Origin of the sequence: Bordetella avium (assembly GCF_034424645.1) — a bacterium.
GTDB classification, from domain to species: Bacteria; Pseudomonadota; Gammaproteobacteria; order Burkholderiales; family Burkholderiaceae_B; genus Bordetella; species Bordetella avium.
Window position 1 is genome coordinate 2,886,038 of sequence record NZ_CP139969.1, and the last position, 22,325, is coordinate 2,908,362.

The 22,325-nt window shown below is 63.9% G+C and carries 17 protein-coding genes; 11 read left to right on the plus strand and 6 right to left on the minus strand.

The annotated features are described in order from the left end of the window. Positions 1–5 precede the first annotated feature (5 nt). Positions 6–1,073 (minus strand): substrate-binding domain-containing protein, encoded by a 1,068-nt coding sequence (locus U0029_RS13370; protein ID WP_039052180.1) that lies wholly within the window; start codon positions 1,071–1,073, stop codon positions 6–8. Between the two features lie 136 nt (positions 1,074–1,209). On the opposite strand from U0029_RS13370, the gene U0029_RS13375 reads away from it, so the two are divergent. The 6 genes from U0029_RS13375 to U0029_RS13400 are packed head-to-tail and all read left to right on the plus strand — an operon-like array spanning position 1,210 to position 8,391. Then, the gene (locus tag U0029_RS13375) at positions 1,210–1,677 is read left to right on the plus strand and encodes a formate dehydrogenase subunit gamma (RefSeq protein ID WP_012416510.1); all 468 of its coding nucleotides are present in this window, start codon (positions 1,210–1,212) and stop codon (positions 1,675–1,677) included. Next, positions 1,674–3,230, plus strand: a complete 1,557-nt coding sequence (locus U0029_RS13380) for a formate dehydrogenase beta subunit (RefSeq protein ID WP_114852384.1) — start codon at positions 1,674–1,676, stop codon at positions 3,228–3,230. The genes U0029_RS13375 and U0029_RS13380 overlap by 4 nt, the downstream gene beginning before the upstream one ends. Positions 3,231–3,241: 11 nt before the next feature. Next, the gene (gene fdhF / locus U0029_RS13385; RefSeq protein ID WP_012416508.1) at positions 3,242–6,103 is read left to right on the plus strand and encodes a formate dehydrogenase subunit alpha; all 2,862 of its coding nucleotides are present in this window, start codon (positions 3,242–3,244) and stop codon (positions 6,101–6,103) included. An 18-nt stretch (positions 6,104–6,121) separates the two neighbouring features. After that, positions 6,122–6,937 carry a formate dehydrogenase accessory sulfurtransferase FdhD gene (gene fdhD / locus U0029_RS13390; RefSeq protein WP_114852385.1) on the plus strand — a complete coding sequence of 272 codons (816 nt, stop codon included), beginning with the start codon at positions 6,122–6,124 and terminating at the stop codon, positions 6,935–6,937. Positions 6,938–6,961: 24 nt separating this feature from the next. Beyond that, positions 6,962–7,222, plus strand: a complete 261-nt coding sequence (locus tag U0029_RS13395) for a formate dehydrogenase subunit delta (protein WP_012416506.1) — start codon at positions 6,962–6,964, stop codon at positions 7,220–7,222. A gap of 29 nt (positions 7,223–7,251) precedes the next feature. Beyond that, entirely contained in the window at positions 7,252–8,391 is a 1,140-nt protein-coding gene (locus tag U0029_RS13400) for a methyltransferase (RefSeq protein ID WP_114852386.1), read from the plus strand. A 298-nt stretch (positions 8,392–8,689) separates the two neighbouring features. On the opposite strand, the gene U0029_RS13405 is transcribed toward U0029_RS13400, so the two are convergent. Beyond that, complete coding sequence (locus U0029_RS13405; protein ID WP_147294807.1) at positions 8,690–8,917, minus strand: hypothetical protein; 228 nt, start codon at positions 8,915–8,917, stop codon at positions 8,690–8,692. Positions 8,918–9,114: 197 nt separating this feature from the next. Here U0029_RS13405 and U0029_RS13410 point away from each other — a divergent pair, with 197 nt between their 5' ends. The 3 genes from U0029_RS13410 to U0029_RS13420 all read left to right on the plus strand — a co-directional run bounded on the left by U0029_RS13410 (position 9,115) and on the right by U0029_RS13420 (position 13,832). Further along, positions 9,115–11,655, plus strand: coding sequence for an autotransporter family protein (locus U0029_RS13410; protein ID WP_115600721.1), 2,541 nt, complete (start codon positions 9,115–9,117; stop codon positions 11,653–11,655). A 607-nt stretch (positions 11,656–12,262) separates the two neighbouring features. Further along, positions 12,263–13,066, plus strand: coding sequence for an EamA family transporter (locus U0029_RS13415; RefSeq protein WP_114852464.1), 804 nt, complete (start codon positions 12,263–12,265; stop codon positions 13,064–13,066). Positions 13,067–13,127: 61 nt separating this feature from the next. Then, complete coding sequence (locus U0029_RS13420) at positions 13,128–13,832, plus strand: SDR family oxidoreductase (RefSeq protein ID WP_114852389.1); 705 nt, start codon at positions 13,128–13,130, stop codon at positions 13,830–13,832. Between the two features lie 9 nt (positions 13,833–13,841). Here the strand turns inward: U0029_RS13420 and U0029_RS13425 are convergent, their stop codons facing one another. The 4 genes from U0029_RS13425 to atzF all read right to left on the minus strand — a co-directional run bounded on the left by U0029_RS13425 (position 13,842) and on the right by atzF (position 17,457). Next, the gene (locus U0029_RS13425) at positions 13,842–14,639 is read right to left on the minus strand and encodes an anti-sigma factor family protein (protein WP_012416499.1); all 798 of its coding nucleotides are present in this window, start codon (positions 14,637–14,639) and stop codon (positions 13,842–13,844) included. Then, positions 14,636–15,160 (minus strand): RNA polymerase sigma factor, encoded by a 525-nt coding sequence (locus U0029_RS13430; RefSeq protein WP_012416498.1) that lies wholly within the window; start codon positions 15,158–15,160, stop codon positions 14,636–14,638. The genes U0029_RS13425 and U0029_RS13430 overlap by 4 nt, the downstream gene beginning before the upstream one ends. A gap of 12 nt (positions 15,161–15,172) precedes the next feature. After that, positions 15,173–15,547 (minus strand): COG4315 family predicted lipoprotein, encoded by a 375-nt coding sequence (locus tag U0029_RS13435; RefSeq protein ID WP_114852390.1) that lies wholly within the window; start codon positions 15,545–15,547, stop codon positions 15,173–15,175. A gap of 92 nt (positions 15,548–15,639) precedes the next feature. Further along, entirely contained in the window at positions 15,640–17,457 is a 1,818-nt protein-coding gene (gene atzF, locus U0029_RS13440; RefSeq protein WP_114852391.1) for an allophanate hydrolase, read from the minus strand. Between the two features lie 513 nt (positions 17,458–17,970). Here atzF and U0029_RS13445 point away from each other — a divergent pair. Next, complete coding sequence (locus tag U0029_RS13445; protein WP_236824232.1) at positions 17,971–19,206, plus strand: SrfA family protein; 1,236 nt, start codon at positions 17,971–17,973, stop codon at positions 19,204–19,206. Positions 19,207–19,222: 16 nt separating this feature from the next. Next, positions 19,223–22,324 carry a virulence factor SrfB gene (locus U0029_RS13450; protein WP_012416495.1) on the plus strand — a complete coding sequence of 1,034 codons (3,102 nt, stop codon included), beginning with the start codon at positions 19,223–19,225 and terminating at the stop codon, positions 22,322–22,324. The last annotated feature ends 1 nt before the right edge of the window (position 22,325 follow it).

A 22,325-nucleotide genomic window follows, 5' to 3' on the forward strand; every position in this document is an offset into this window, starting at 1 on the left:
ACTGCCTAGGAAAAAGCGTCGGCCAAGGCCATTATGCGGCCACAATCGCTCGCGTCATAGCCTGCCAGCGCGCCGATCTCGGCCTGGTAAGCCGGGCTGCGCAGCGCGCGCAGAAAGTCCTGCATGAGCGGCTGGCCCAGCTCGGCCCGGCGCAGGGCAAAGAAATAGCGTTCCTGAACCAGCGGAATGAAATCCAGGCCGAAGCGGCGCGCCGCCGTTTCCACCCCCATGCCCACGTCAGCCATGCCGCTGGCGATATGGGCGGCAATCGCCATATGCGTAAATTCGTTGCTCTGAAAACCTTGCACCTGGCTGACATCGATACCTTCGCGCTGCAACAGCAAATGGGCTAGATAGCGGGTGCTGGACCCCATCTGGCGGTTGACGAAGCGCACATCGGGCCGGGCGAGATCCCGCACGCCGGCGATACCCTTGGGATTGCCGGCCATCACGAAAAACCCGGTATTGCGCCGCGCCAGATGAATCAGCATATGGGTTTCGCGATCCAGCCATTGGGCGTAATGGGCCAAGATGTCGCGCTCGAACTCCCCGCTAGGCAGTTGAAAACCCGCCAGATCGCATTCCCCCCGCGCCAGCGAAGCCAGCGCTTCGCTGGCGTTGCGATAACGCAGCTCCACGCGGGCGCCCTGCTGCATCAGGGCCTCGACAGCAAAGCCATGGCTGGCCTGTAAGCGCAGAGGCGGCAGCTCTTGCGGCAGCAGCCGCTGCAATTCTTCTTGCAACTCCGAGGCCAGGCTTTCCAAGGTGGGCGCCAGCCGGGCCTCGATGCGGCGGTTGGCCCAGAGCAAGCGTTGCGCAAACACAGACAGCTCGCTGCCCTGCCGCCGCCGCGTCAGCACCAGCGCCGTGCCGAACAAAGCCTCAAAACGGCGCAACAAGCCCCAACCATGCCGATAAGACAGCCCGCGACTTTTACAGGCGCCGGCGATATGGCCCTCGGCATCGATGGCGGCCAGAAGCGCCAGCAATTCCTGCATGGAGGTCTCGTCGGCGTCGCCATCAAGGGCCAGATGCCATTGCGGACGCAAACCGACACGAAATTTATATGTCATTTCTTGCATATTGAAGCCGCCTGATCTGAAGCGTAGAGTACCGCCCTAACAAGCCTGCCGCGACGTTTTTTATATGTAAAAATAAACATATTAATCACACTGACGGCAGGTAGCAAACCCGAGAAGGAGACCCGTCATGCCCCCCAATCCCATCGCTGTTGCGCAGCGGCTGGCCGCCCGCTTCGCGGATCAGCCCGGCGCCCTGCTGCCGCTCTTGCACGCGCTCCAGGAAGAACTGGGCTGTATCCCGCCCGAGACGGTCGGGGTGTTGGCTGAAGCCCTGTCGCTGTCGCGGGCCGAGGTGCATGGCGTGATCACCTTCTATCCGCACTTCCGCACGGAGCCGGCAGGCCGCCATGTGCTGCAAATCTGCCGCGCAGAGGCCTGTCAGGCCATGGGTGGCGACGCGCTCGCCGCCCATGCGCAAGCGCGGCTGGGCTGTGACTTCCACGCCCGCAGCGCCGATGGCGCTTTCACGCTCGAACCGGCTTATTGCCTTGGCCTGTGCGCGCAATCGCCAGCGCTCATGCTGGACGGCCGGCCCCATGCCCGGATGACGCCTGCACGGCTGGATCGTCTGATCGATCAGGGAGGCCAGGCATGACAACACCTATCCGCATTTATGTGCCGCGCGATGCGGCAGCGCTGGCAGTCGGGGCCGACGAAGTCGCCGCCGCCATCCTGGCCGAATCCGAACGCCTGAATCAGCCGGTGGACATCGTGCGCAACGGTTCACGCGGCCTGCTCTGGCTAGAACCGCTCGTCGAGGTGGCCACGCCCGAAGGCCGCGTGGCCTACGGGCCGGTCAGCCTCGACGATGTGCCGGGCCTGTTCGCCGCCGGCTGGCTAAGCGGCGCCGCACACCCTCTGGGGCACGGCCTGACCGAGACCATCCCCTATCTGCGTCACCAGGAACGCCTGACTTTCGTCCGAGTGGGCGTGATCGATCCGCTGTCCATTCAAGACTATGCGGCCCACGGGGGACTCGCCGGCCTGGAGCGTGCGCTGAACCTGACGCCGGAACAAATCATCGAAGAGGTCACCGCATCGGGCCTGCGCGGGCGCGGCGGCGCGGCCTTTCCGACCGGAATCAAATGGAAAACCGTACACAGCGCGCCGTCTGCCACGAAATACATCGTCTGTAACGCCGATGAAGGCGATTCCGGCACATTCGCGGATCGGCTGCTCATGGAAGGCGACCCCTATGCCTTGATCGAAGGCATGACCATCGCCGGCCTGGCCGTGGGCGCGCGCTATGGCTATATCTACGTGCGTTCCGAGTATCCCCATGCCATCGCCACCCTGCGCGCGGCCATCGGACGCGCCCGTGAGGTCGGCTGGCTCGGCGAGGATATCCACGGCAGCGGCCGATGCTTTGACCTTGAAGTCCGAGAGGGTGCGGGCGCCTATATCTGCGGCGAGGAAACCGCTTTGCTAGAAAGCCTGGAGGGCAAGCGCGGCGTGGTGCGCGCCAAGCCGCCGCTGCCGGCAATCAGCGGACTCTTCGGCCAACCCACCGTCATCAACAATGTGATCTCGCTGGCCACCGTACCCACCATTCTGGCCCGGGGCGCGGCCTTTTACCGCGACTACGGCGTAGGCCGATCGCACGGCACCCTGCCCTTTCAATTGGCGGGCAATATCCGCCAGGGCGGGCTGGTGGAAAAGGCTTTCGGTTTGAGCCTGCGCGAGCTGCTCTATGACTTCGGCGGCGGCAGCGCAAGCGGCCGGCCCTTGCGCGCCGCACAGGTCGGCGGGCCGCTGGGCGCCTATCTGCCGGAATCCCAATGGGACGTGCCGCTGGACTACGAAGCCTATATCGCCATCTCGGCCATGGTCGGCCACGGCGGGGTGGTGGCCTTCGACGACAGTGTGGATATGGCCCGCATGGCGCGCTATGCGATGGAGTTCTGCGCCATCGAGTCCTGTGGCAAATGCACGCCCTGCCGCATCGGCTCCACGCGCGGTGTCGAAACGCTGGACCGCATCATGGCCGGCGGCGAGCAACGCGAGGCGCAGGTGCATCTGCTGCGCGACCTCTGCGACACCATGCTAGGCGGCTCGCTGTGCGCGCTGGGGGGTATGGCCCCCTACCCGGTGCTATCCGCGCTCAACCATTTCCCTGAAGACTTCGGGCAAACCGCCCAGCCCGCCTGAAGGAGACCGACATGCTGGAAACCGTAATCAAACGCGATCGTGACTTCGGCACGCCGCCGCGCCAGAGCGAAAACCTGGTGACACTCACCATCGACGGGCAGACCATCTCGGTGCCGGAGGGCACCTCGGTCATGCGCGCCGCCGCCGAGGCGGGCATCAATATTCCCAAGCTGTGCGCCACCGACAGCCTGGAAGCCTTCGGCTCCTGCCGCCTCTGTCTGGTGCAGATCGACGGGCGGCGCGGCTACCCCGCCTCATGCACGACGCCGGCCGAAAATGGCATGGTCGTCAGCACCGAAACCTCGAAGCTGCGCGAACTGCGCCGCGGCGTGATGGAGCTTTACATCTCCGACCACCCGCTGGATTGCCTGACCTGTGCGGCCAACGGCGATTGCGAACTGCAAGACATGGCGGGCGTGGTGGGGCTGCGCAATGTGCGCTATGGCCAAGACGGCGCCAACCATCTGCAAGCAAAGAAAGACGAGTCCAATCCCTATTTCACTTATGACCCGTCCAAGTGCATCGTGTGCAACCGCTGCGTGCGGGCCTGCGAGGAAACACAGGGCACCTTCGCGCTGACCATCGCGGGCAAGGGTTTCGAATCGCGGGTTTCACCGGGCCAGAGCCAGTCTTTCATGGAAAGCGATTGCGTGTCCTGCGGCGCCTGTGTGCAGGCCTGCCCGACCGCCACCTTGCAGGAAAAGACCGTCATCATGCTCGGGCAGGCCGAGCACTCGGTCATCACCACCTGCGCCTATTGCGGCGTGGGCTGCGGGTTCAAGGCCGAAATGAAAGGCCAGGAAGTCGTGCGCATGGTGCCCTGGAAAGACGGCCAGGCCAATCGCGGGCACTCCTGCGTGAAAGGCCGTTTCGCCTGGGGCTACACGACCCACCGCGAACGCGTGCTCAAACCCATGATCCGCAAACGCATCACCGACCCCTGGCAAGAAGTGTCCTGGGACGAGGCCCTGCGCTATGCCGCATCGGAGTTCCGCCGTATTCAGGCCAGCTACGGGCGCGATGCCGTGGGCGGCATCACCTCATCGCGCTGCACCAACGAAGAAACCTGGCTGGTGCAGAAACTGGTGCGCGCCGCCTTCAACACCAACAATGTCGACACCTGCGCGCGCGTGTGCCACTCGCCCACCGGCTACGGTCTGAAACAAACGCTGGGCGAGTCGGCTGGCACCCAGACCTTTGACTCGGTCATGTTCAGCGACGTGGTCATCGTGATGGGCGCCAACCCAAGCAGCGGCCACCCGGTCTTCGCCTCGCGCCTGAAAAAGCGTCTGCGCCAAGGCGCCCGCCTCATCGTGATCGATCCGCGCCGCATCGAACTGGTGAACTCGCCCCACATCAAGGCCGATTACCACCTGCAAGTACGCCCCGGCACCAATGTGGCGCTTCTCACGGCGCTGGCCCATGTCATCGTCACCGAGGGGCTCGTCAAGCAGGATTATGTCGCCGACCGCTGCGAGCCGGAGGCCTTCGCGCAATGGCAGGAATTCGTAGCGCGCGCCGAGCACTCTCCCGAAGCCACACAGGAAATCACCGGCGTGCCAGCGCAGGCCGTGCGCGGCGCGGCGCGTTTGTATGCTGGCGGCGGCAACGGCGCCATCTATTACGGCCTGGGCGTGACCGAACACAGCCAGGGATCGACCACCGTCATGGCCATCGCCAACCTTGCGATGGCCACCGGCAACATCGGCCGCGAAGGTGTGGGTGTGAACCCGCTGCGCGGACAGAACAATGTGCAGGGCTCTTGCGATATGGGGTCCTTCCCTCATGAGCTGCCCGGCTACCGGCATATTTCCGATGATGCCGCGCGCGGTCTTTTCGAGCAGGATTGGGGAGTCACGCTACAGCCCGAGCCCGGCCTGCGCATTCCGAATATGTTCGAAGCCGCGCTGGAAGGCAGTTTCAAGGGCCTGTACTGCCAGGGCGAAGACATCGTGCAGTCCGATCCCAACACGCAGCACGTGGCGGCGGCCCTGTCGGCCATGGAATGCATCGTGGTGCAGGATCTCTTCCTGAACGAAACCGCCAAATACGCCCACGTCTTCCTGCCCGGCTCATCCTTCCTGGAGAAAGACGGCACCTTTACTAATGCGGAACGGCGCATCTCTCGCGTGCGCAAGGTCATGGAGCCGCGCAACGGCATGGCCGACTGGGAAATCACCGTGGCGCTGGCCAATGCGCTGGGCTACCCCATGCACTACCGCCACCCCTCCGAGATCATGGCGGAAATCGCCAGGCTCACCCCCACGTTCTCGGGCGTGACTTACGAAAAGCTGGAGCGCCTGGGCAGCCTGCAATGGCCTTGCAACGACGAGGCGCCCGAGGGCACACCCATCATGCATATCGATGCCTTCGTGCGCGGCAAGGGCCGTTTCATGATCACGCGCTATGTGCCCACCGATGAGCGCAGCACCCGGCGCTTCCCGCTGCTGCTCACGACGGGCCGCATTCTGTCGCAGTACAACGTGGGCGCACAGACCCGGCGCACCGAGAACGTGCACTGGCACAGCGAAGACCTGCTCGAAATCCACCCCCAGGATGCCGAAGACCGGGGGGTGCGCGACGGCGATTGGGTCGGCATCCAGAGCCGCGCCGGCGAAACGGTGCTGCGCGCCACCTTGACCGACCGTGTGCAACCGGGCGTGGTATACACAACATTCCACTTCCCGGAATCGGGCGCCAACGTGGTCACGACCGACAGCTCCGACTGGGCCACTAACTGCCCCGAGTACAAAGTCACGGCGGTGCAGGTCACGCGGGTATCGCAGCCCTCGGAATGGCAGCGTCACTGGACGCGCTTTACCGAAGTGCAGCAGCGCCTGCTGAGCGAAAGCGCCACGATGGCCGGGAAATAACGCTCAAACCTTCCTGCCATGACATCTGCCCGCGAACCCTCCTGGCCTGCTTACCGTGAAGTCGAAGTGCTGCGCGTGCGCGACGGGCAAGGCCTGCCGCAGCACGACAAGTTAGCCGAAGAAACCCCCGTGGCGCTGGAGTTCAATGGCATCAGCCATGCCACGATGCTGGCCACACCGGCCGACCTGGAGGACTTCGCGCTGGGTTTCGCACTCAGCGAGGGCATCGTCGCTACGGCAAGCGAGGTGCGCGGTATCGATCTCGACCCGCGCGCCGACGGCATCGTCGTGCAAGTGGAAATCGCCACAGCCCGCGAGGTCGGCCTGAAGGAAAGACGCCGCGCCATGGCGGGCCGTACCGGCTGCGGCTTGTGCGGTGTGGAAACCCTGCCCGAAGTCCTGCGCCCGGTTGCGCCGGTCGCGCCCGGCCCTGATTTATCGCTGGCGGCGCTGCTCCAGGCCATGCGCGCGCTACGCGGTCAACAGCGCCTGCACGATCTCACCGGCGCCACCCATGCGGCAGGCTGGGCCGACGCCACAGGCACGCTTAGGCTGAGCCGCGAAGACGTCGGCCGTCACAATGCGCTCGACAAACTCATCGGCGCCCTGGCCCGCGCCGGCCTGCCCGCCGCCCTGGGCATGGCCGTGGTATCCAGCCGCGCCAGCTTCGAGATGGTGCAAAAGACCGCCAGCGCCGGCATTCCGGTGCTGGCCGCCGTCTCCGCCCCGACCGCGCTGGCCTGCCGCCTGGCCGATCAGGCCGGACTGACCCTGGCCGGCTTCGTGCGAGAGGCCAACGCCACCCTTTACACCCACCCCGGCCGTCTCCGCTGAGACGGCCCTGCTATCCCTACGCTCATGGACGCCGCCAATCTCATCCGCATGGTTAATCGCATCGGCGATTTCTTCGACGCTTACCCAGACCACGCCGAGGCGCTGGAGGGTGTGGCCAACCACATTCAGAAGTTCTGGGAGCCACGCATGCGCTGGCAACTGCTGGACTTTCTCGCGGCCTATCCCGAGGGCGATGCACCGGAAATCCGCCTGCATCCGCTGGTGCGGGAGGCCGTCGTGCTCAACATGGCCCGACTGACGCCACGCCAGGCCCGGATCGCCTGAGGCGAGAAAACCGGCTACATTGCCGGCCTATGTCCTTCGCATCTCCTCCCCCCTCTGCCGTCCACTGGACCGAAGCCGACGGCAGCGCCCGCCAGGCACGCTGGCAATCCGAAAGCGGCGCGCCCACGCCGCGCCGCATCGACCTCATCGATGACCGCCTGCCGGCCGACATCGCCTATCGAAAAGCCTGCGAAGGCACCGCCCTGTTATGGCGCGGCGACTTCCAGAATGCCCGGCAGCTGCTCCAGGCCATGGCGCGGCGCCTGGACAAGCGCCAAGCCAAACTGGCTGAAACCCCGCGCGAGTGTTTCAACCAACACCGCATGTGGCAGGCACAACGGGCCCGTACGCTGGGTATGCTGCTCATCGAGGTTGAACCGGACCATGGCCTTAGCCTGCGGCGCGCGCCCGATATCACCGCCGCCTGCGCGGCCGCCGGCATCCCGTCTGGCTCCAACTACCTGATATCGCTGCGCGAGCTGCAAGGCCTGCTCGGCGCACACGAGTGGCATAAGAAAGGCGTGGTCATCCCGGCGCTCAATGGCGAACGCATCCATCCCTGCTATGGCGTGTACTCCCCGGTGCGCGGCGAATACATCGACCTGGTGGCGCGCGCGCCCATGCCCGAGGGCCCTATATTCGATATCGGCACCGGCACCGGCGTATTGGCCGCCGTGCTGGCGCGACGCTGCGCGCAGCCTGTCATCGGCACCGACCTGGACCCGCGCGCGCTGGCCTGCGCTCGCGACAATCTGGCCCGGCTCGGCCTGTCGGCGCGGGTCAGTCTGCAACGCGCCGATCTGTTCCCGGAAGGGAAAGCGGCGCTCATCGTCTGCAACCCGCCCTGGATTCCCGCCAAACCCAGCTCGCCCATCGAATATGCCGTATACGACCCGAACAGCCGCATGCTGCGCGCCTATTTGCAGGGGGTGAGCGGGCATCTGCTGCCAGGCGGCGAAGCCTGGCTGATCATTTCCGACCTGGCCGAACACCTCGGCCTGCGCGCCCCCGATGATTTGCAGAACTGGATTAAGGCGGCGGGCTTGCGCGTGGCGGGGCAACACACGGCAAAACCGCAACATCCCCGCGCCCTGGACAAGAGCGACCCGCTGCATGCCGCGCGCTCGCGCGAAACCACCTCGCTCTGGCGGCTGACCTGCGAGCGTTAAACGCGGCCGCTTTTACGGCCATTTATAGAAAGGCGTCAATGCCGCGCGCATTCCTATCCTTGCAACAAGGTGCTCCACACATCGTCGGATAATGATGCACCCCTCTTAATTGAGACCTATTTTTTGCGGCGTTTGACGGGTCTTAGCGGACATTTACCTAATCTTGCACATCCCTCTCAGGATTCTCGAGATAACGCTTTCACTAGCAAAGGTAATCGTCATAATTCAGGCCTCTCCGGTCCCCTTCAACCCGCCGTCCCCTGCGTCGCTCACGCGCAAAATGCTGGCTGGCCTCTTTTTATCGGCCCCGCTCTATCTGCACATTCCGATGGCTTTGGCCGCTGACGGCGCTCAGCCCGCTGCTCAAGTCGGTGAAAAAGACGAGCAGGAAGCTGGCGACCAGGCCAAAAACGGTGAGGCCGCCGGGAATCATGATGCTGGCGCTCAAGAAGAAGACAAGGACAAAGCTGACGGGGCCAAAGCAGAAGGAGACAAGAGCCAGGATCATCAAGACCAGGGCGAACATGAGCAGCAGGGCACTGCGAGCGACGGCGACACCCATACCGGGATGGGGGGGGGGGATACCCTACCACGCCAAATATCATAGATAAAAAAATCGTTGATAAATCAGAGTCTATTACCTCCTCTTCGTCCGCATCAGACTCGCTTATCGACAAGCTAGAGATCCAAAACGGCCACCTCTTGATCGAGGGTGATACCGTCATGCCCCGTGCGACCGGCGACGCAACCCTCACCAGCACAGAAACAGGTCCCGCCACGCTCACGGTGACCGGTGGCGCCACGCTCACCATCGAAGGCGCGACGACAGCGACAGGCGCCAACGGTCATCCCGCCCTGGTGGAAGTCGAGAAGGGCGCCAAACTGGACCTGCAAAAGCCCGCCAGCTTCGAAAACGCCAGCATCACCGTCAGCGGCACCGGCTCGAAACTGGACATGAAGCAGGCCGAACTGAAAAACCAGGCTACGCTTTCCGTCACCAAGGGCGCCATGCTCACGCTCACTGCAGACGCGACGGCAGACGATGGCAACGGCGGCGATCTGAAAATGTCGGGCCAGGAAAACGACGCATCGTCAGTGCTGGTTGATGGATCGACGCTCTATGCCACCAGCCTGACCTCGGGCCCGGGCATGGCAAGCATCACCGTGCAAAACGGGGCGAAGGTCGTCATCGGCTCCAACAACGGAGCGACGGCAAGCATAAGCCTGAATGCCAAGCCCCAGGCGGCAGCAGCGGCCGCTGAACCCGCCGCCCTGAACGTGAAGGAGGTGCTCAAACCGAAAGCCAGCCTGCTCGTTACCGGCCAGAACTCCACGCTGGATGCCACCGGCATTACCGCCGGCGACAAGGTGAATATCACCCTGCAAAACAGCGCAAAGCTGGAACTGGGCAAGTACGGCCTGGACTTCCAGGGCAAGGACAGCAAACTGATCATCGGCGGCGAAAGCGCCGCAGCCGCGCCGGGTTTTCTCGATAGCAGTGAAAAAGGCGTCAAATTCAGTGGCGACGACACGCAACAAGCCATCGTCTTCAACCACAGCGACAACAGCGGCAGCTATGTATTCGAGCCCAGCATTACGGGCAAGGGCGCAGTGCTGCAACAAGCGGGCTATACCGTGCTGAACGGCCAGACGCTTGAAGGCAAAACCACCGTGACCGGCGGCACGCTGGATGCGCGTCAGAGCCACCTCTCTGGCGGCGCAGAAGTACAAGGCGGCCTGCTGAGCATGAGCGCAGGCACACTGGGCAACACCTTTGTGACCAATAATGGGCAAATAAAAGTGCACGGCCCCGTTGCTGTCACGGGCACTTTTTCGCTTGCCGGCGGCACCACGCTGGGCGTGACAATCGACGACCAGACCGACCCCGCTCAGGCGCAGGTCAAAGCCACGGGAAACGTTATCGTCACGGGCGCCAATCTCCACGTCGACGCCAAGCCTGGCGTCAAAATCGGCGAAGCCTACACCCTGCTGGAAGGCAGTTCGCTGACTGGCACGTTCAAGGACACGACCATAGACAGCAATATGGCCTACTTGACCAGCAAGGTCGGCTACACCGACAAGACTGCCAACGTCACCTTCAGCCAGAACGGCGACCTTGCCTCACTCGCCGAAACCCGCAATGCAGCCGCTGCGGGCAGGGCGCTGGAAACGCTGCCGCATGATAGCGAGTTGTATCAGCACGTGCTGACCCTGCCGAAAGGCGCGCCAGGCGCAGCCCTGCAGGCCCTGTCCGGCGATAGTGCGCTCGGCATGAACGCCGCCCTGCAAACCATGGCTATTTCGGCGCCGCAAATCAACGTGCCCATGACGATTCTGCATCGCAACCTCACGGCCGGCCTGCGCGCCGGGGCGCCGCTGGCCCAGGGCTCGGGCACCTATCCTGCCGCAGCCTTGCCGTCTTCGGCGGCTCAGCCGATGTGGGCGGAAGTGGTCGGCAATTGGCAGCGCGACAAGGGCAACGCCAGCAATCCCGGCATGCGGGCCAGCAACTATGGCCTCTATATCGGCGCGGACCATGCCATCGGCAAACAATGGCGGCTGGGCGCGGCGGTGGGATATTCCAATACCCATGTCAACATCAACAATCGTTCGGCCAGCGGCTCGATCGACAACTACAGCCTGTCGCTCTATGGCGGCCGAGGCTGGGACGCGGGCAACGGCCGATTGAACCTCATGCTCGGCACGGCTTACACCTGGCATGACATCGGCACCTCCCGCAATATGGCGGCGGCGCTGCTGCCCGAGACCCTGACCGCCGACTACGGCGCCAGCACCGCGCAGCTCTTTGGCGAAGTAGGTTATCTGATGCCCTTGTCGAGCAAGGCCAGCGTTGAGCCCTATCTCGGCCTGTCGTGGAACAATCTGCGCACCCGCGCCTTCGATGAATCGGGCGGAACCGCTGCCCTCAGCGGCCAAGCGACGAACCAGCACTCCCTGACCACCACGCTGGGGCTGCGCAGCCAGTGGAAATATGAGTTGGGCAAGACCCAGGGCGTGCTGCGGGCGGGTGTCGGTTACCGCAATCTCAGCGGAGACCTCACCTCGCGCGGCAAAGTGGCCTTTAACGGCAGTCAATCCTTCTCCATCAATGGCAATGCCATCGCACGCAGTACCGGCTTGGTGGAAATCGGCACCGATCTGGCCGTCAGCCGCAATGGCACGCTGGCGCTGAACTACGCTGGCGAGTTCGGCGAAGGCAATACCCAGCACACCGCCAAGATCCAGGCGCGCTGGGCCTTCTAAGCCGCGAAACTGGCGGCCAGGCCTGTGCTAGGGCGCTGGCCGCCACAAAAATGCGCTGGGGACAGGGTGGCGACCGCCACCCTGTCATGACGGCGTTATACCCATCGCGCACTGACGCCAGGCTAATGAGCACGGCGCTGGCGGCCATCAGCCCGGCCCTCACAGGAACGCGGTCTGGTCACACCAAGATTGCTCCGCCCTCCCTCAGCTCGAGCAGGATCACCATCGGCACGCATGAAGGGCCAACGGGTCGCCCATCCAGCCACCTGCCAACCCTCCCCATCAACTTGGGCCCTAGGTCAGTGCCGCCCAAATGCGACGTTCATCCATCGTGCGCCTCGACCACCTGGCGCTGCATCTCGGGCAGGGCGGTGTTGCCAAAGGCCGTGACGCCCACGTAAAAAACGTGTAGAAAAGCCGGCTAACTGGGCGGCGCGAGAGGGACTGTCGGCCCGTAGATCTCGGGTGGGCTGAATTCGAATCATGGCGGCAAACTGGCGGTGCGCCGCTGCGATCTGCGCTTACCGTAGAATCGCGGACTGTTTTTCTCCGCCCACGCCTCATGTCCCGCTCCCCGCTCTACCCGGTTGTTCTGCTCCTGATCGCCATGGCCTCGCTGCAAGGCGGCGCCGCGCTGGCCAAATCCCTGTTTCCCGCCGTGGGCGCGCAGGGCACTGCCGCGCTGCGGCTGTTCTTCTCGGCACTCATTTTGCTGCCCCTGCTCAAACCCTGGCGTCTGAGGCTGGATGCCCGCGGCTGGCGGGATGTCGCGCTCTATGGCTTGACACTGGGCGGCATGAACCTGATGTTCTATATGGCGCTGCGCACGGTGCCGCTGGGCATCGCCGTGGCGTTGGAATTCACCGGCCCCTTCGCCGTAGCCGTGCTGACGTCGCGCCGTTTGAAAGATTTTGCCTGGATTGCGCTGGCCGCCGCTGGCCTGCTGGCCCTGATTCCTCATGGCACCAACCTGAGCTCGCTGGACCCGGTGGGAGTGGGCTATGCCCTGGCGGCCGGTCTGTGCTGGGCGCTTTATATCGTGTTCGGGCAGCGGGCCGGCCTGCGCTACGGCTCGCGCACCGTGGCGCTGGCCGCCAGCATTGCTGCCCTGGGCGTGCTGCCCTTCGGCCTGGCGCACGCCGGGGCAGCGGCGATGTTCGCACCGGCTCTGCTGCCCTGGGCCATCGCCGTGGCCATTCTCTCGAGCGCCCTGCCCTATGTGCTGGAGATACAGGCCCTGAGCCGCCTGCCGGCCCGCACTTTTGGCACGCTGCTAAGCCTGGAGCCCGTTTTCGGCGCCCTGTCAGGGCTGTTTTTCCTGGGTGAAGCGCTCAACACACAGCAATGGCTGGCCGTAGGGGCCATCGTGCTCGCCTCGGCCGGCATTACGGCCAGCAATCGACGAGGTTAGCGCGGTTTGCATCCCGAAGGCGCCCCTGCTCAAATAAGTGACTCACAAACAGGGAGCAGACATGAACCAGCAGAAAATCGCCATCATCACAGCCGGGGGCAGCGGCATGGGCGCAGCCGCCGCACGCAAACTCGCGGCCGAGGGGTTTCAAGTGGCGATTCTGTCGTCCTCGGGCAAGGGCGCAGCTCTGGCGGAAGAACTGGGTGGGCTGGGCGTGACCGGCTCCAATCTTTCGGCCGAGGACATCGCCCGTCTGGTGCAAGCCACCATGCAGCGCTGGGGCCGCATCGACGCCGTGGTCAACAGCGCCGGCCACGGCCCCAAGGGCAAGCTGTTGGAAATCAGCGATGCCGACTGGGCCCTGGGCATGGACTACTACCTGCTGAACGTGGTGCGTATCACGCGCCTGGTGGCGCCCATCATGCAGGCCCAGCGCAGCGGCTCGATCGTCAATATTTCCACCTACGCGACCTTTGAACCCGAAGCGGCCTTCCCGACCTCGGGGGTGTTCCGCGCCGGGCTGGCGGCCTTCGCCAAGCTGTTTGCGGATGAGTATGCCGCCGCCAATGTGCGCATGAACAACGTGCTGCCCGGCTTTATCGACAGCCTGCCCGAGAAAGATGACCGGCTTGCGCGCATCCCGATGGGCCGCTACGGCCGCGCCGACGAGGTCGCCGATCTGATCGCCTTCCTGGCTTCGGACAAATCAAGCTACATCACCGGCCAGAATATCCGTATCGACGGGGGCATCACCCGTTCGGTCTGAGAGGGGTCATCAGTTCAGTTGCCGGTAGATGCTCTCGGCTAGACGCAGCAGCTCTTCGCGCGGAACCTCGCCCGACAAGGCATAGCCCAGACGCCCCTCGATCCAGTAAAACACGCCCACCGGCCCGTCCTGCATATAGCGGAACGCGGCCGTTTCGCCTTTGGCTTCGTGAGTGACATAGAGCGTCAAACGCTGACCGGCGGCGGAGCTATACATGAGTTGCGCCACGGCCCCCTGTCTGCCCGGCAGCACCCGGCCGCCCACCAGCTCATAGCCCGCCGCAGTGAGAACAGGGGCATGAACCTGTTTGCCCAGCCGGCGCGTCAGCCAGGTGACCATGGCCTGTTCCTGATCGGCGCCGACCTCCACGGGACGCCGCATATCCGAGGCGAACACGGCATGCGCCACGGCCGCCCGCTGTGCAAAGCCGCCGCTGTCCATCGCCTGCGCAAGCTGAGTGCGCTGCATATGGGCGTCGAAAGCGCCCCGCGCCAGCCAGGCCGCAGCGCCACTGCTCACGGCGATCAACAGGCCGGCCGCCAGCGCCCAGCCCCAGTTGCGACGCGGCGCCGCACGCAAGGGCAGGCGCAAAGGCAAGGGCTCATCCAGCACGCCCTTCAGGTGCTCGCGCAACAGGCGTTTCTGTTCTATCCATTGCTGCACCTGCTCGCGGGCCGCGGCATTACCGGCCAGATAGGCTTCGACCAGGCTGCGCCGCGCGGGAGGCAACAGCCCATCGGCGTAGGCGTGCAGATCCGCCTCGGCGATAGGCGCGCCGGGCGGCGGCAGGATTAGGTCGTCGTTCATGGTTTGATGCGATGCAAAGAAGCGGAGACGCGAGGCGCGGCCGTATCGGCCAGCATGGCCGCCAGCTTTTCGCGCGCCCGGGACAGACGTGACATGACGGTGCCCAGCGGCACATCCAGCACGCGCGCAGCCTCCTGATAGCTGAATTCTTCCACCGAAACCAGCAGGATGACGGCGCGCAGATCGGGAGTCAGCCGGGCCAGACATCGATCCAGATCGCGCACCTCCAGGCCGTCGTCCTGAGTAGGCCGGATAGGAAGCTCCGGTATATCGGCGTCGGTCGCGAACTCGGGCTGGCGCTTCTGCGCGCGCAGCCCGTCGATGAAATGATTGTGCATGATCCCGAACATCCAGGCGCGCAGTTCGCCACGCCGCTGCCAGCGTGAATAACGGCTCCAGGCGCGCTCCAGGGTGTCTTGCACCAGATCATCGGCCCGGTCGCGGTCTCCGGTCAGTCCGCGGGCATAACGCCGCAGACTGGGGATGCAGGCCACGATCAGGGCTTCGATTTCACCGGACATGGGAAGGCAGGCTCAGGGCTTCACAAGATGCCAGACGTTCTTGAAATTATCGCCCGTTTTGTCGCCGGCCTTGGTGTCCTTCGCGAAATAATAAAGCGGCTTGCCCCGGTAAGCCCATTGCTTGGCGCCATCGTCACGCGTCACGATGGACCAATCCCCCAGGGCTTGCGCGCCGGCGGTGGCCATCAGGGGTGGCCATGCCTTGGCGCAAGCGTCATTGCAGACACTTTTGCCACTGCCGCTGACGTCATTGTCAAAGGTGTAAAGCGTCATGCCTTTGGCATCAACCAAGATGCCGGACTCGGTTTTGGCAGGCGACTGGGCGTGAGCGCCGCCGGCCAACAGGCTCAGACTCACGAGGGCCAGCGCTGCGTAATGTCGTTTCATGGTCGTACTCCTTGAAGTAAGGGGGCATACCAAGCTATCGACGACGGCAAGACCTCGAATATTCCCTGAACGATGAAAAAACCTCCCCCATCTTACTCAGGCGTCGGGCAAGGGTCCGCCCTCAACCCGTTCAGAAAGGCGCGCCAACCGCCAAACGCCGTGATGTCGCGAGCGCCCTGCACCGCATAAGGCTCGCAGATAAACCCTTTGACCTCGCGGCCATCTATCAAGGTCAGCGTGCCGATGCCCAGCGGGGCGGGAATCTCGGCCACAAAGCTGCCAAAGGCCGAGAGCGGCATATCCCAAAGCTCGACCGCGATGGGCGCCCCGCCCTCTCGCATCTTGACTAGACCGGGCTTGGGCGGCGCCGTGTCGGCCAGAGCATAAAGACGGTAATCGCCCGCGGTGCAGGTCTGCTCGACGCGCTTCGCGCCACGTGAAATCAGCTGGTGGTTCAAGGGCATCCCGGTCAGATGCGCTCCTACCACGGCCAGACGCACGCTGTCCTCCGTCGCAGACAGCGCGCGGGCGCTGGCGGGCAAGCGCTGACCCGTCGCCCCCAGGGGCAGATTCAGAGTCTCTTGCCAGCGCTGCCCGAACGCCGCCAGCGCGTGATCCTGCCAGGCCAGGCCGATAAGCGTGATCCCGGCAGGCAGGCCGTCCGCGCGCAAACCCGCCGGCAGCGCCAACGCGCTGAGATCGGCCAGATTGGTGAAGTTGGTATAGATGCCCAGACGCGAATTCAAGCTCAGCGGATCAGCCAACAGTTGCGCGATGGTGTAAATAGAGGGCGTGGTCGGCACGACCAGGGCATCGAATCCTGCCAGGGTTTCTTGAATGCGCCGGGCCAATTCGGCCCGACGGTATTCGGCGGTGAAGGCGTCGACGGCGCTGTATTGCCCGGCCTGTTCGACAATGCCGCGCACCACGGGATGCATGGCGCCGGGATGGCTTTGCAAGACTGCCCGCGATGCCACGAAACGCTCGGCCACCCAGGGGCCCTGATAAAGCAGCTCGGCTAATTCGGCAAAGGGCGAGAAATCCACGGCTTGGATGCTTGCGCCCATCGACCGCAAGCGCTCGAGCGCGGCCTCATGGACTTCGCGAGCCAGGGCGTCGCCATAAAACTCCGTATCGGCCGGCACGGCAAAACGCGGCGGCGTATGCCAAGGACGACGCAGGCCTACGGGTTCGGCGCGGGAATAGGGGTCGAGAGCGTCGTAGCCGCCCGCGATGTCCGCGACGGTCAGCGCATCCTCCACCGTCAGCGCAAAGATTGAAACGCAATCCAGGGTGCGGCAGGCCGGCACTACGCCCGCCGTGCTCAACCAGCCGCGTGTGGGCTTAAGCCCGACGATATTGTTGAAGGCTGCCGGCACCCGTCCGGACCCGGCGGTGTCCGTGCCCAGCGCAAAAGGCACCAGACCACGCGCGACGACCGAGGCCGAACCGGAACTCGACCCACCGCTGATATAGCGCTCATCGAAACTGTTGGCGACCGGACCATGCGGTGAGCGCGTGCCCACCAGACCCGTGGCGAACTGATCGAGATTGGTTTTACCCAGCAGGACGGCCCCTGCCGCCCGCAAACGCGCAACGACCGTGGCGTCCGCCTCAGCTTGATAGGCAAAGGCCGGACAGGCCGCCGTGGTGGGCCATCCGGCTGCGTCGATATTGTCCTTGACCGCGAAGGGCACACCATAAAGCGGCAGATTGCGCATATCGCCACCGGCCGCCCTCAGGCGTCCCTCCAGCTCGCGCAATTGCGCATCCAGCCGTGGGATGCGCGTGATCCAGGCATTGTCCGCAAGCGGCACGGCAAGCAGCGACTCGGGTGTGGCGCCCTCCCGATAGGCCTGACGCCAGTGCGCCAAGGTCCAGCCCTGAGTGGATACGACGGAATCATTCATGCGGGAGTCCTCAGTGGTATACATGTGGGTATACCCAAGCAAGCGCCGTGCCATCTGCGCAGCCTGCCCCCTTTCCCTCACATATCGCCTCGCACGCCGCGCTAGACCAGCGAGGTGCGCACTTGCATGGGGATGGAATGCACCGGTGTTGTGCGCTGACGGGACGCTGGCAGGGAAAACCCGTCCCCAGCGGGACAGAATCCAGCCGCCGGAGAATCCGCAGCGACATTTATCCCTGCTAAATCCAATGCAAAAATATTACTTTCACTGCACTTTTTTAATTATAAGTTTTCAATGTTCGACGGAAAAATAGAGATAAAAATATAAAACCAATGATCTATTCCCTTATCCCTCAACATCTTGACACGATTAAGCACGTAAAAAAACATTACTAAATCGTGTTAAATTTCAACGCTCTGATACGACTCGAAATAAGGGTCATAATGTTGAAATGGTGGTTGGGGAATTTCTGGCGTCAAGCTTCGCAGTGAAAAAATCGATCTCTATGAAGCGCTGGGCGAACGAGGGCAGCCCGTCTACCTGGCCGCGTCACAAATCCTGTCAACACTCAAGCGCCGCCGTCCCGATCTGGCCAGCCATTTCGCCATTCCGCAGGCTAGCGCCGACGGCAGCCTGATCGACTGGTATGCCCCCGAGGCAGGTCCGGTCGTCCCCTGGAGCGCCGCGACGCAAAACGAGCGCACGGCCGCCACGGCCCGTCTGGACGAGGTGCGCCAGCAGATTCAAGATTTGCGCGCTTCACTGGAAGAGGGCAGCACCTCTTTGTTCGCGCAGTTGCTGCCCTGGATCACGCAGCACCCGGACAACAGCCATATCTATCTGGTGAACGGCAAACCCGTCATCACTTTCTGGGGCTTTGTCAGCGCCGGAGCCAGCCGCGATCACACGCCACTCAATAGCCTGAGCGCCGCGCCGTCCAGCCCGGCGGCGCCCTCGGCGCCGGGCAGCCCCCCTGCGCCCCTCCTCCCGCCCGCGACGGCAGACAAACCCTGGTGGCGGCGCTGGTGGCTCTGGCTGCTGCCGCTCTTGCTGCTGGCCTTGCTGTTGTTGGGCTTGCGCGCCTGCATGCCAGACAAGCCAGCATTACCGGTTTCTGCCACGCAGCCGGCCACGCCCAGCCTTCCCAATGTGACGCTCAGCGGCGCCGCCGCCTCAGTGCTGCCCGCCGCCGGACAGGCGCCTGCCTTGGCAACCCCACTGACCCGCGCACAGCACGAAGCCCTCCCTGCCCAGCCCATCGCATCCGAAGCCGCAAGCAAATCCGGCACGACGGCAGATGCCGCCCCGCAAGCCTCGCCCGCGGCAGGCCAGGACAAGGCAGTGCCGCCCCAAGCGCCGAATGACAGCCCTGCCGCGCAGACCGACCCCTTGACCCTGCCGGAGCAGGCGCCGGACGGCCGGGCGGATTTTTTGAACGGCGACTGGCGCGTACGCGCCGGTATCCAGGATCGCAACACCGGCGAGCCGCTGCGCCTGCAATACCAGTTTGAACAAGGCCAGGGTCACGTGACCCTCAAACGCCACAACGGCGTGTCATGCCAGGCGCCGGTAGGCGCGGCCATGAGTGGCGGCGCCCTGCTCATCAACAACGGCGCCGCGGCCCGGTGCAGCGACGGCACAAGCTATGAAATGCCCGCCATCCGCTGCCAGCCCGACGCCAACCGCACTGCGTCCTGCACCGGCAACTATGGTGCCGAGCAGTTCCCCCTGACCATGCGCAAGCCCTGAATCACGAGCATCGCCCATGCTGCCCAAAGTCGAGACCTATACCGAAACTCAAGCCGTCGATCTGTTTGGCGACACTGGCATTCAGTTTCTTGATCTGGCCGTCACGCTGGACCTGCGCCGCGAGCCGGCGGGCCAGTTCGCCCGCTTCGATAACGGCATGCTGGCGCGCCTGTTCGAAGACAAAGACGGCAATCTGTATTACGAAGCGCAAGCCGAGAAAAAGGAGCGCGCGCGCCCCGGTCCTGGCCTGGACGACGTCAGCATGAAAGAAAGCCTGGCGCTGCTGGACTCGCTCTGGCTGCCTGTGCCTTTTTTCCGCTACCTATCCGATACGCGCTTTGATCAGGGCCCCAACAATTGGGCGCGTCTGCGCATCGTGCAGCTTCCCACGCCCGACGAACACGGGCACACCCATCGCATCACACTGGCTTTTGATACCCGCATCATGGCCAAACGGGAAGGTGTGGCCTATCTGGCACCCAATGATGAAGACCTGCGCAACGGCCAGGCCTTCCGGCTGGCGGTGCATTTGGGCGAAATGCGCTGGTTTCTCGACCTCAACTGGGTCAAGGAATGGATCAAGGAGGTATTCCAGGATCGTTGCCTGCAAGCCAAGCGCGAACGCGAGGACATCCAGACCGAATTGGGCCAGCTGCGCCACATTGCCCATTACCTGAACGTGCTGAGCCTGATGCGCGGCCCGGCCCCGACCACCCATCCCAACCGGGAGCCCAAGGTGGCCGTGCCGATCGTCAAGGTCAAGCTGCGCAACGCCATAGGCGCGGGCAAACCGATAGCCGTGGACCTGGTGCTGGACGTAGGCAACTCGCGCACCTGCGGCATCCTGGTCGAAGATCCCGAGCAAAACAATCGCGGTCTGCATGGCAACAAGCCTCTGCGGCTGCGCGACATGAGCGCGCCCGAACATACTTACGACCAGCCCTTCGAGTCACGCGTCGAATTCGCCAAAATCAATCTCGGGCTGGATCAATGGTCGATGCAAAGCGGGCGGCCCGATGCCTTCGCCTGGGCCAGCATGACCCGCGTGGGCACCGAGGCCGCCAAGCTGGCGGCCCTGCGTGAAGGCACGGAAGGCTCGACGGGGTTGTCCAGCCCCAAACGCTACCTCTGGGATGAGCGCCCCTACGATCAGGTCTGGCGCCTGAACACCAGCAGCCTGCGGGGCCACCAGGAACCGATGGCGACGCTCAAGCCGCTGGCCGATCTGATCGACGATCTGGGCCGGGCGCTCTATGTGACGGGCGAAGCCGAATCGGTGTTCGAGACCAAGTATTCGCGCTCGTCGCTGATGACGCTGATGCTCAACGAGGTCTTCAATCAGGCGGTCACGCAGATCAACAGCATTCTGTATCGCAACAGTCAGGGCAGCACCGCCACCTCGCGCTGGCTGCGCACGGTCATTCTGACGGTGCCGCCCAGCATGCCGCAGGTCGAGCGCACCATCTTCCGTGATTGCGTGCAACAGGCGCTGGGACTGCTCTGGAAGAGCCTGGGCTGGCATACGGGCAATTACGATGTAGACCCGATCAGCGACATGGGCGATGAATCGCGCCTGCGCGTGCCGCTGCCCAAGGTTGTCGTCAAATGGGACGAGGCCACCTGCGCACAACTGGTCTATCTCTATACCGAAGTGGGTGAACACTTCGGTGGCCACCCGGAAGAATTCTTCGCCGCTCTGGCCCGCCCCGGCAAACTCGACCGCGAACGGATTACCGTAGCCTCGATTGATATTGGCGGGGGCACCACCGATCTGGTGATCAACGACTACCATTTGCAGCGCGATGGCGCAGGCGGCGGCAGCAATGCCCCCATCCTGCCGACGCAACGGTTCCGTGACGGCTTCAAGGTCGCAGGCGACGACATCGTGCTGGACGTCGTCCGGCAGTTCATTCTGCCCTCGTTCGAGCAGGCGCTAAAAGACAAGGGCGTTGCCGCTCCGGCCGACCTCGCCGACAAGATTTGCGGCGCGCGCAGCCTGGGCGCGGTGGATCTGGTGCTGCGCCAGCAGTTGACCCTGCAAGTGTTTTATCCACTGGCGCTGGCCGTGCTGGCGGCCTACGAACGCTACGATGTCGAACAAGGCAGCCAGAAGCGGACGGCGACATGGGCACAGTGGCTAGGTGAGCATGCGGTCATCAGCGCGCCCGTGCGCGAATTCGTCGCTAAGAATCTCAGCAGCAACCTGGGCAAGCCGACGACGCTGGATATGGACGACATCGTCCTGAGCTTCGATCCGGCCGTTCTGCACGCCAAGTTCTTGACCGATGGCCTGAACATCTGCAAGACGCTCACGTCATTGAGCGAAGTCGTAGCGCACTACGACTGCGATGTGCTGCTGCTGACTGGACGGCCCTCCTGCCTGCCTGGTGTGCGCACCCTGATCCGCAGTCTGGCCGCCCTGCCTGCGGGCCGCGTGCTGCCGATGCAAAACTACCGTAGCGGCACCTGGTTCCCCTTTCACGAGAGCGGCCTGATCCCCGATCCCAAAACCACGGCCTCGGTGGGGGCGCTGGTCTGCTGGCTGACGGAAAACCGCCGCCTGCCGAACTTCTACTTCAGCCCATCGCGCATCCGGCCGCTGCCGCTGATCCGCTACTTTGGCCGGGTCGACGGCAACAACCTGATCAAACAGGAAGACGTGCTGTTCGCGAACATCACCACCAGCACTCCCGACGGCCAGCCGCTGGAAGACGGCTGCATCGAACTGCCCAAAGAGGCTTCGGGCAACACCGCGCCCTACGTTCTCAATGGCGACTCCCGTCTGGGCTACCGCCAGCTGGCCTCGCAGCGCTGGCCCGCCGCCCCCATGTATCTGCTGAGTTTCCAGCACGCCTGGAACCAGAAGTACCGCGAGAACCAGAACAAGGACGCCAGCCTGCCAGACCCCAAAGCGCATGTGTTTTTTTCGGTAAAGAGCCCGAAGGAACGCGACAAGCTCCAGGGGCTTATCAGCGACCGCCTGCAAGTCGAAAGCGCCCAAGGCGTGGGCGCCGTGGAAATCCAGAAAAGCGGTGTGCGCTTTGAACTGAACACCCTGCTGCACGCCGGGCTAGGCCAGGATGCCTATTGGCTCGATAGCGGCAGCGTGAAAATCTGAT

Coding starts and splice junctions, on each gene's coding strand:
- U0029_RS13450 (WP_012416495.1), top strand. CDS start 19,223: ATGCTGCCCAAAGTCGAGACCTATACCGAAACTCAAGCCGTCGATCTG.
- fdhD (WP_114852385.1), top strand. CDS start 6,122: ATGACATCTGCCCGCGAACCCTCCTGGCCTGCTTACCGTGAAGTCGAA.
- U0029_RS13430 (WP_012416498.1), bottom strand. CDS start 15,160: ATGTCCGGTGAAATCGAAGCCCTGATCGTGGCCTGCATCCCCAGTCTG.
- fdhF (WP_012416508.1), top strand. CDS start 3,242: ATGCTGGAAACCGTAATCAAACGCGATCGTGACTTCGGCACGCCGCCG.
- U0029_RS13380 (WP_114852384.1), top strand. CDS start 1,674: ATGACAACACCTATCCGCATTTATGTGCCGCGCGATGCGGCAGCGCTG.
- U0029_RS13370 (WP_039052180.1), bottom strand. CDS start 1,073: ATGACATATAAATTTCGTGTCGGTTTGCGTCCGCAATGGCATCTGGCC.
- U0029_RS13435 (WP_114852390.1), bottom strand. CDS start 15,547: ATGAAACGACATTACGCAGCGCTGGCCCTCGTGAGTCTGAGCCTGTTG.
- U0029_RS13410 (WP_115600721.1), top strand. CDS start 9,115: ATGCCCCGTGCGACCGGCGACGCAACCCTCACCAGCACAGAAACAGGT.
- atzF (WP_114852391.1), bottom strand. CDS start 17,457: ATGAATGATTCCGTCGTATCCACTCAGGGCTGGACCTTGGCGCACTGG.
- U0029_RS13400 (WP_114852386.1), top strand. CDS start 7,252: ATGTCCTTCGCATCTCCTCCCCCCTCTGCCGTCCACTGGACCGAAGCC.
- U0029_RS13420 (WP_114852389.1), top strand. CDS start 13,128: ATGAACCAGCAGAAAATCGCCATCATCACAGCCGGGGGCAGCGGCATG.
- U0029_RS13375 (WP_012416510.1), top strand. CDS start 1,210: ATGCCCCCCAATCCCATCGCTGTTGCGCAGCGGCTGGCCGCCCGCTTC.
- U0029_RS13405 (WP_147294807.1), bottom strand. CDS start 8,917: ATGTTCGCCCTGGTCTTGATGATCCTGGCTCTTGTCTCCTTCTGCTTT.
- U0029_RS13395 (WP_012416506.1), top strand. CDS start 6,962: ATGGACGCCGCCAATCTCATCCGCATGGTTAATCGCATCGGCGATTTC.
- U0029_RS13415 (WP_114852464.1), top strand. CDS start 12,263: ATGGCCTCGCTGCAAGGCGGCGCCGCGCTGGCCAAATCCCTGTTTCCC.
- U0029_RS13425 (WP_012416499.1), bottom strand. CDS start 14,639: ATGAACGACGACCTAATCCTGCCGCCGCCCGGCGCGCCTATCGCCGAG.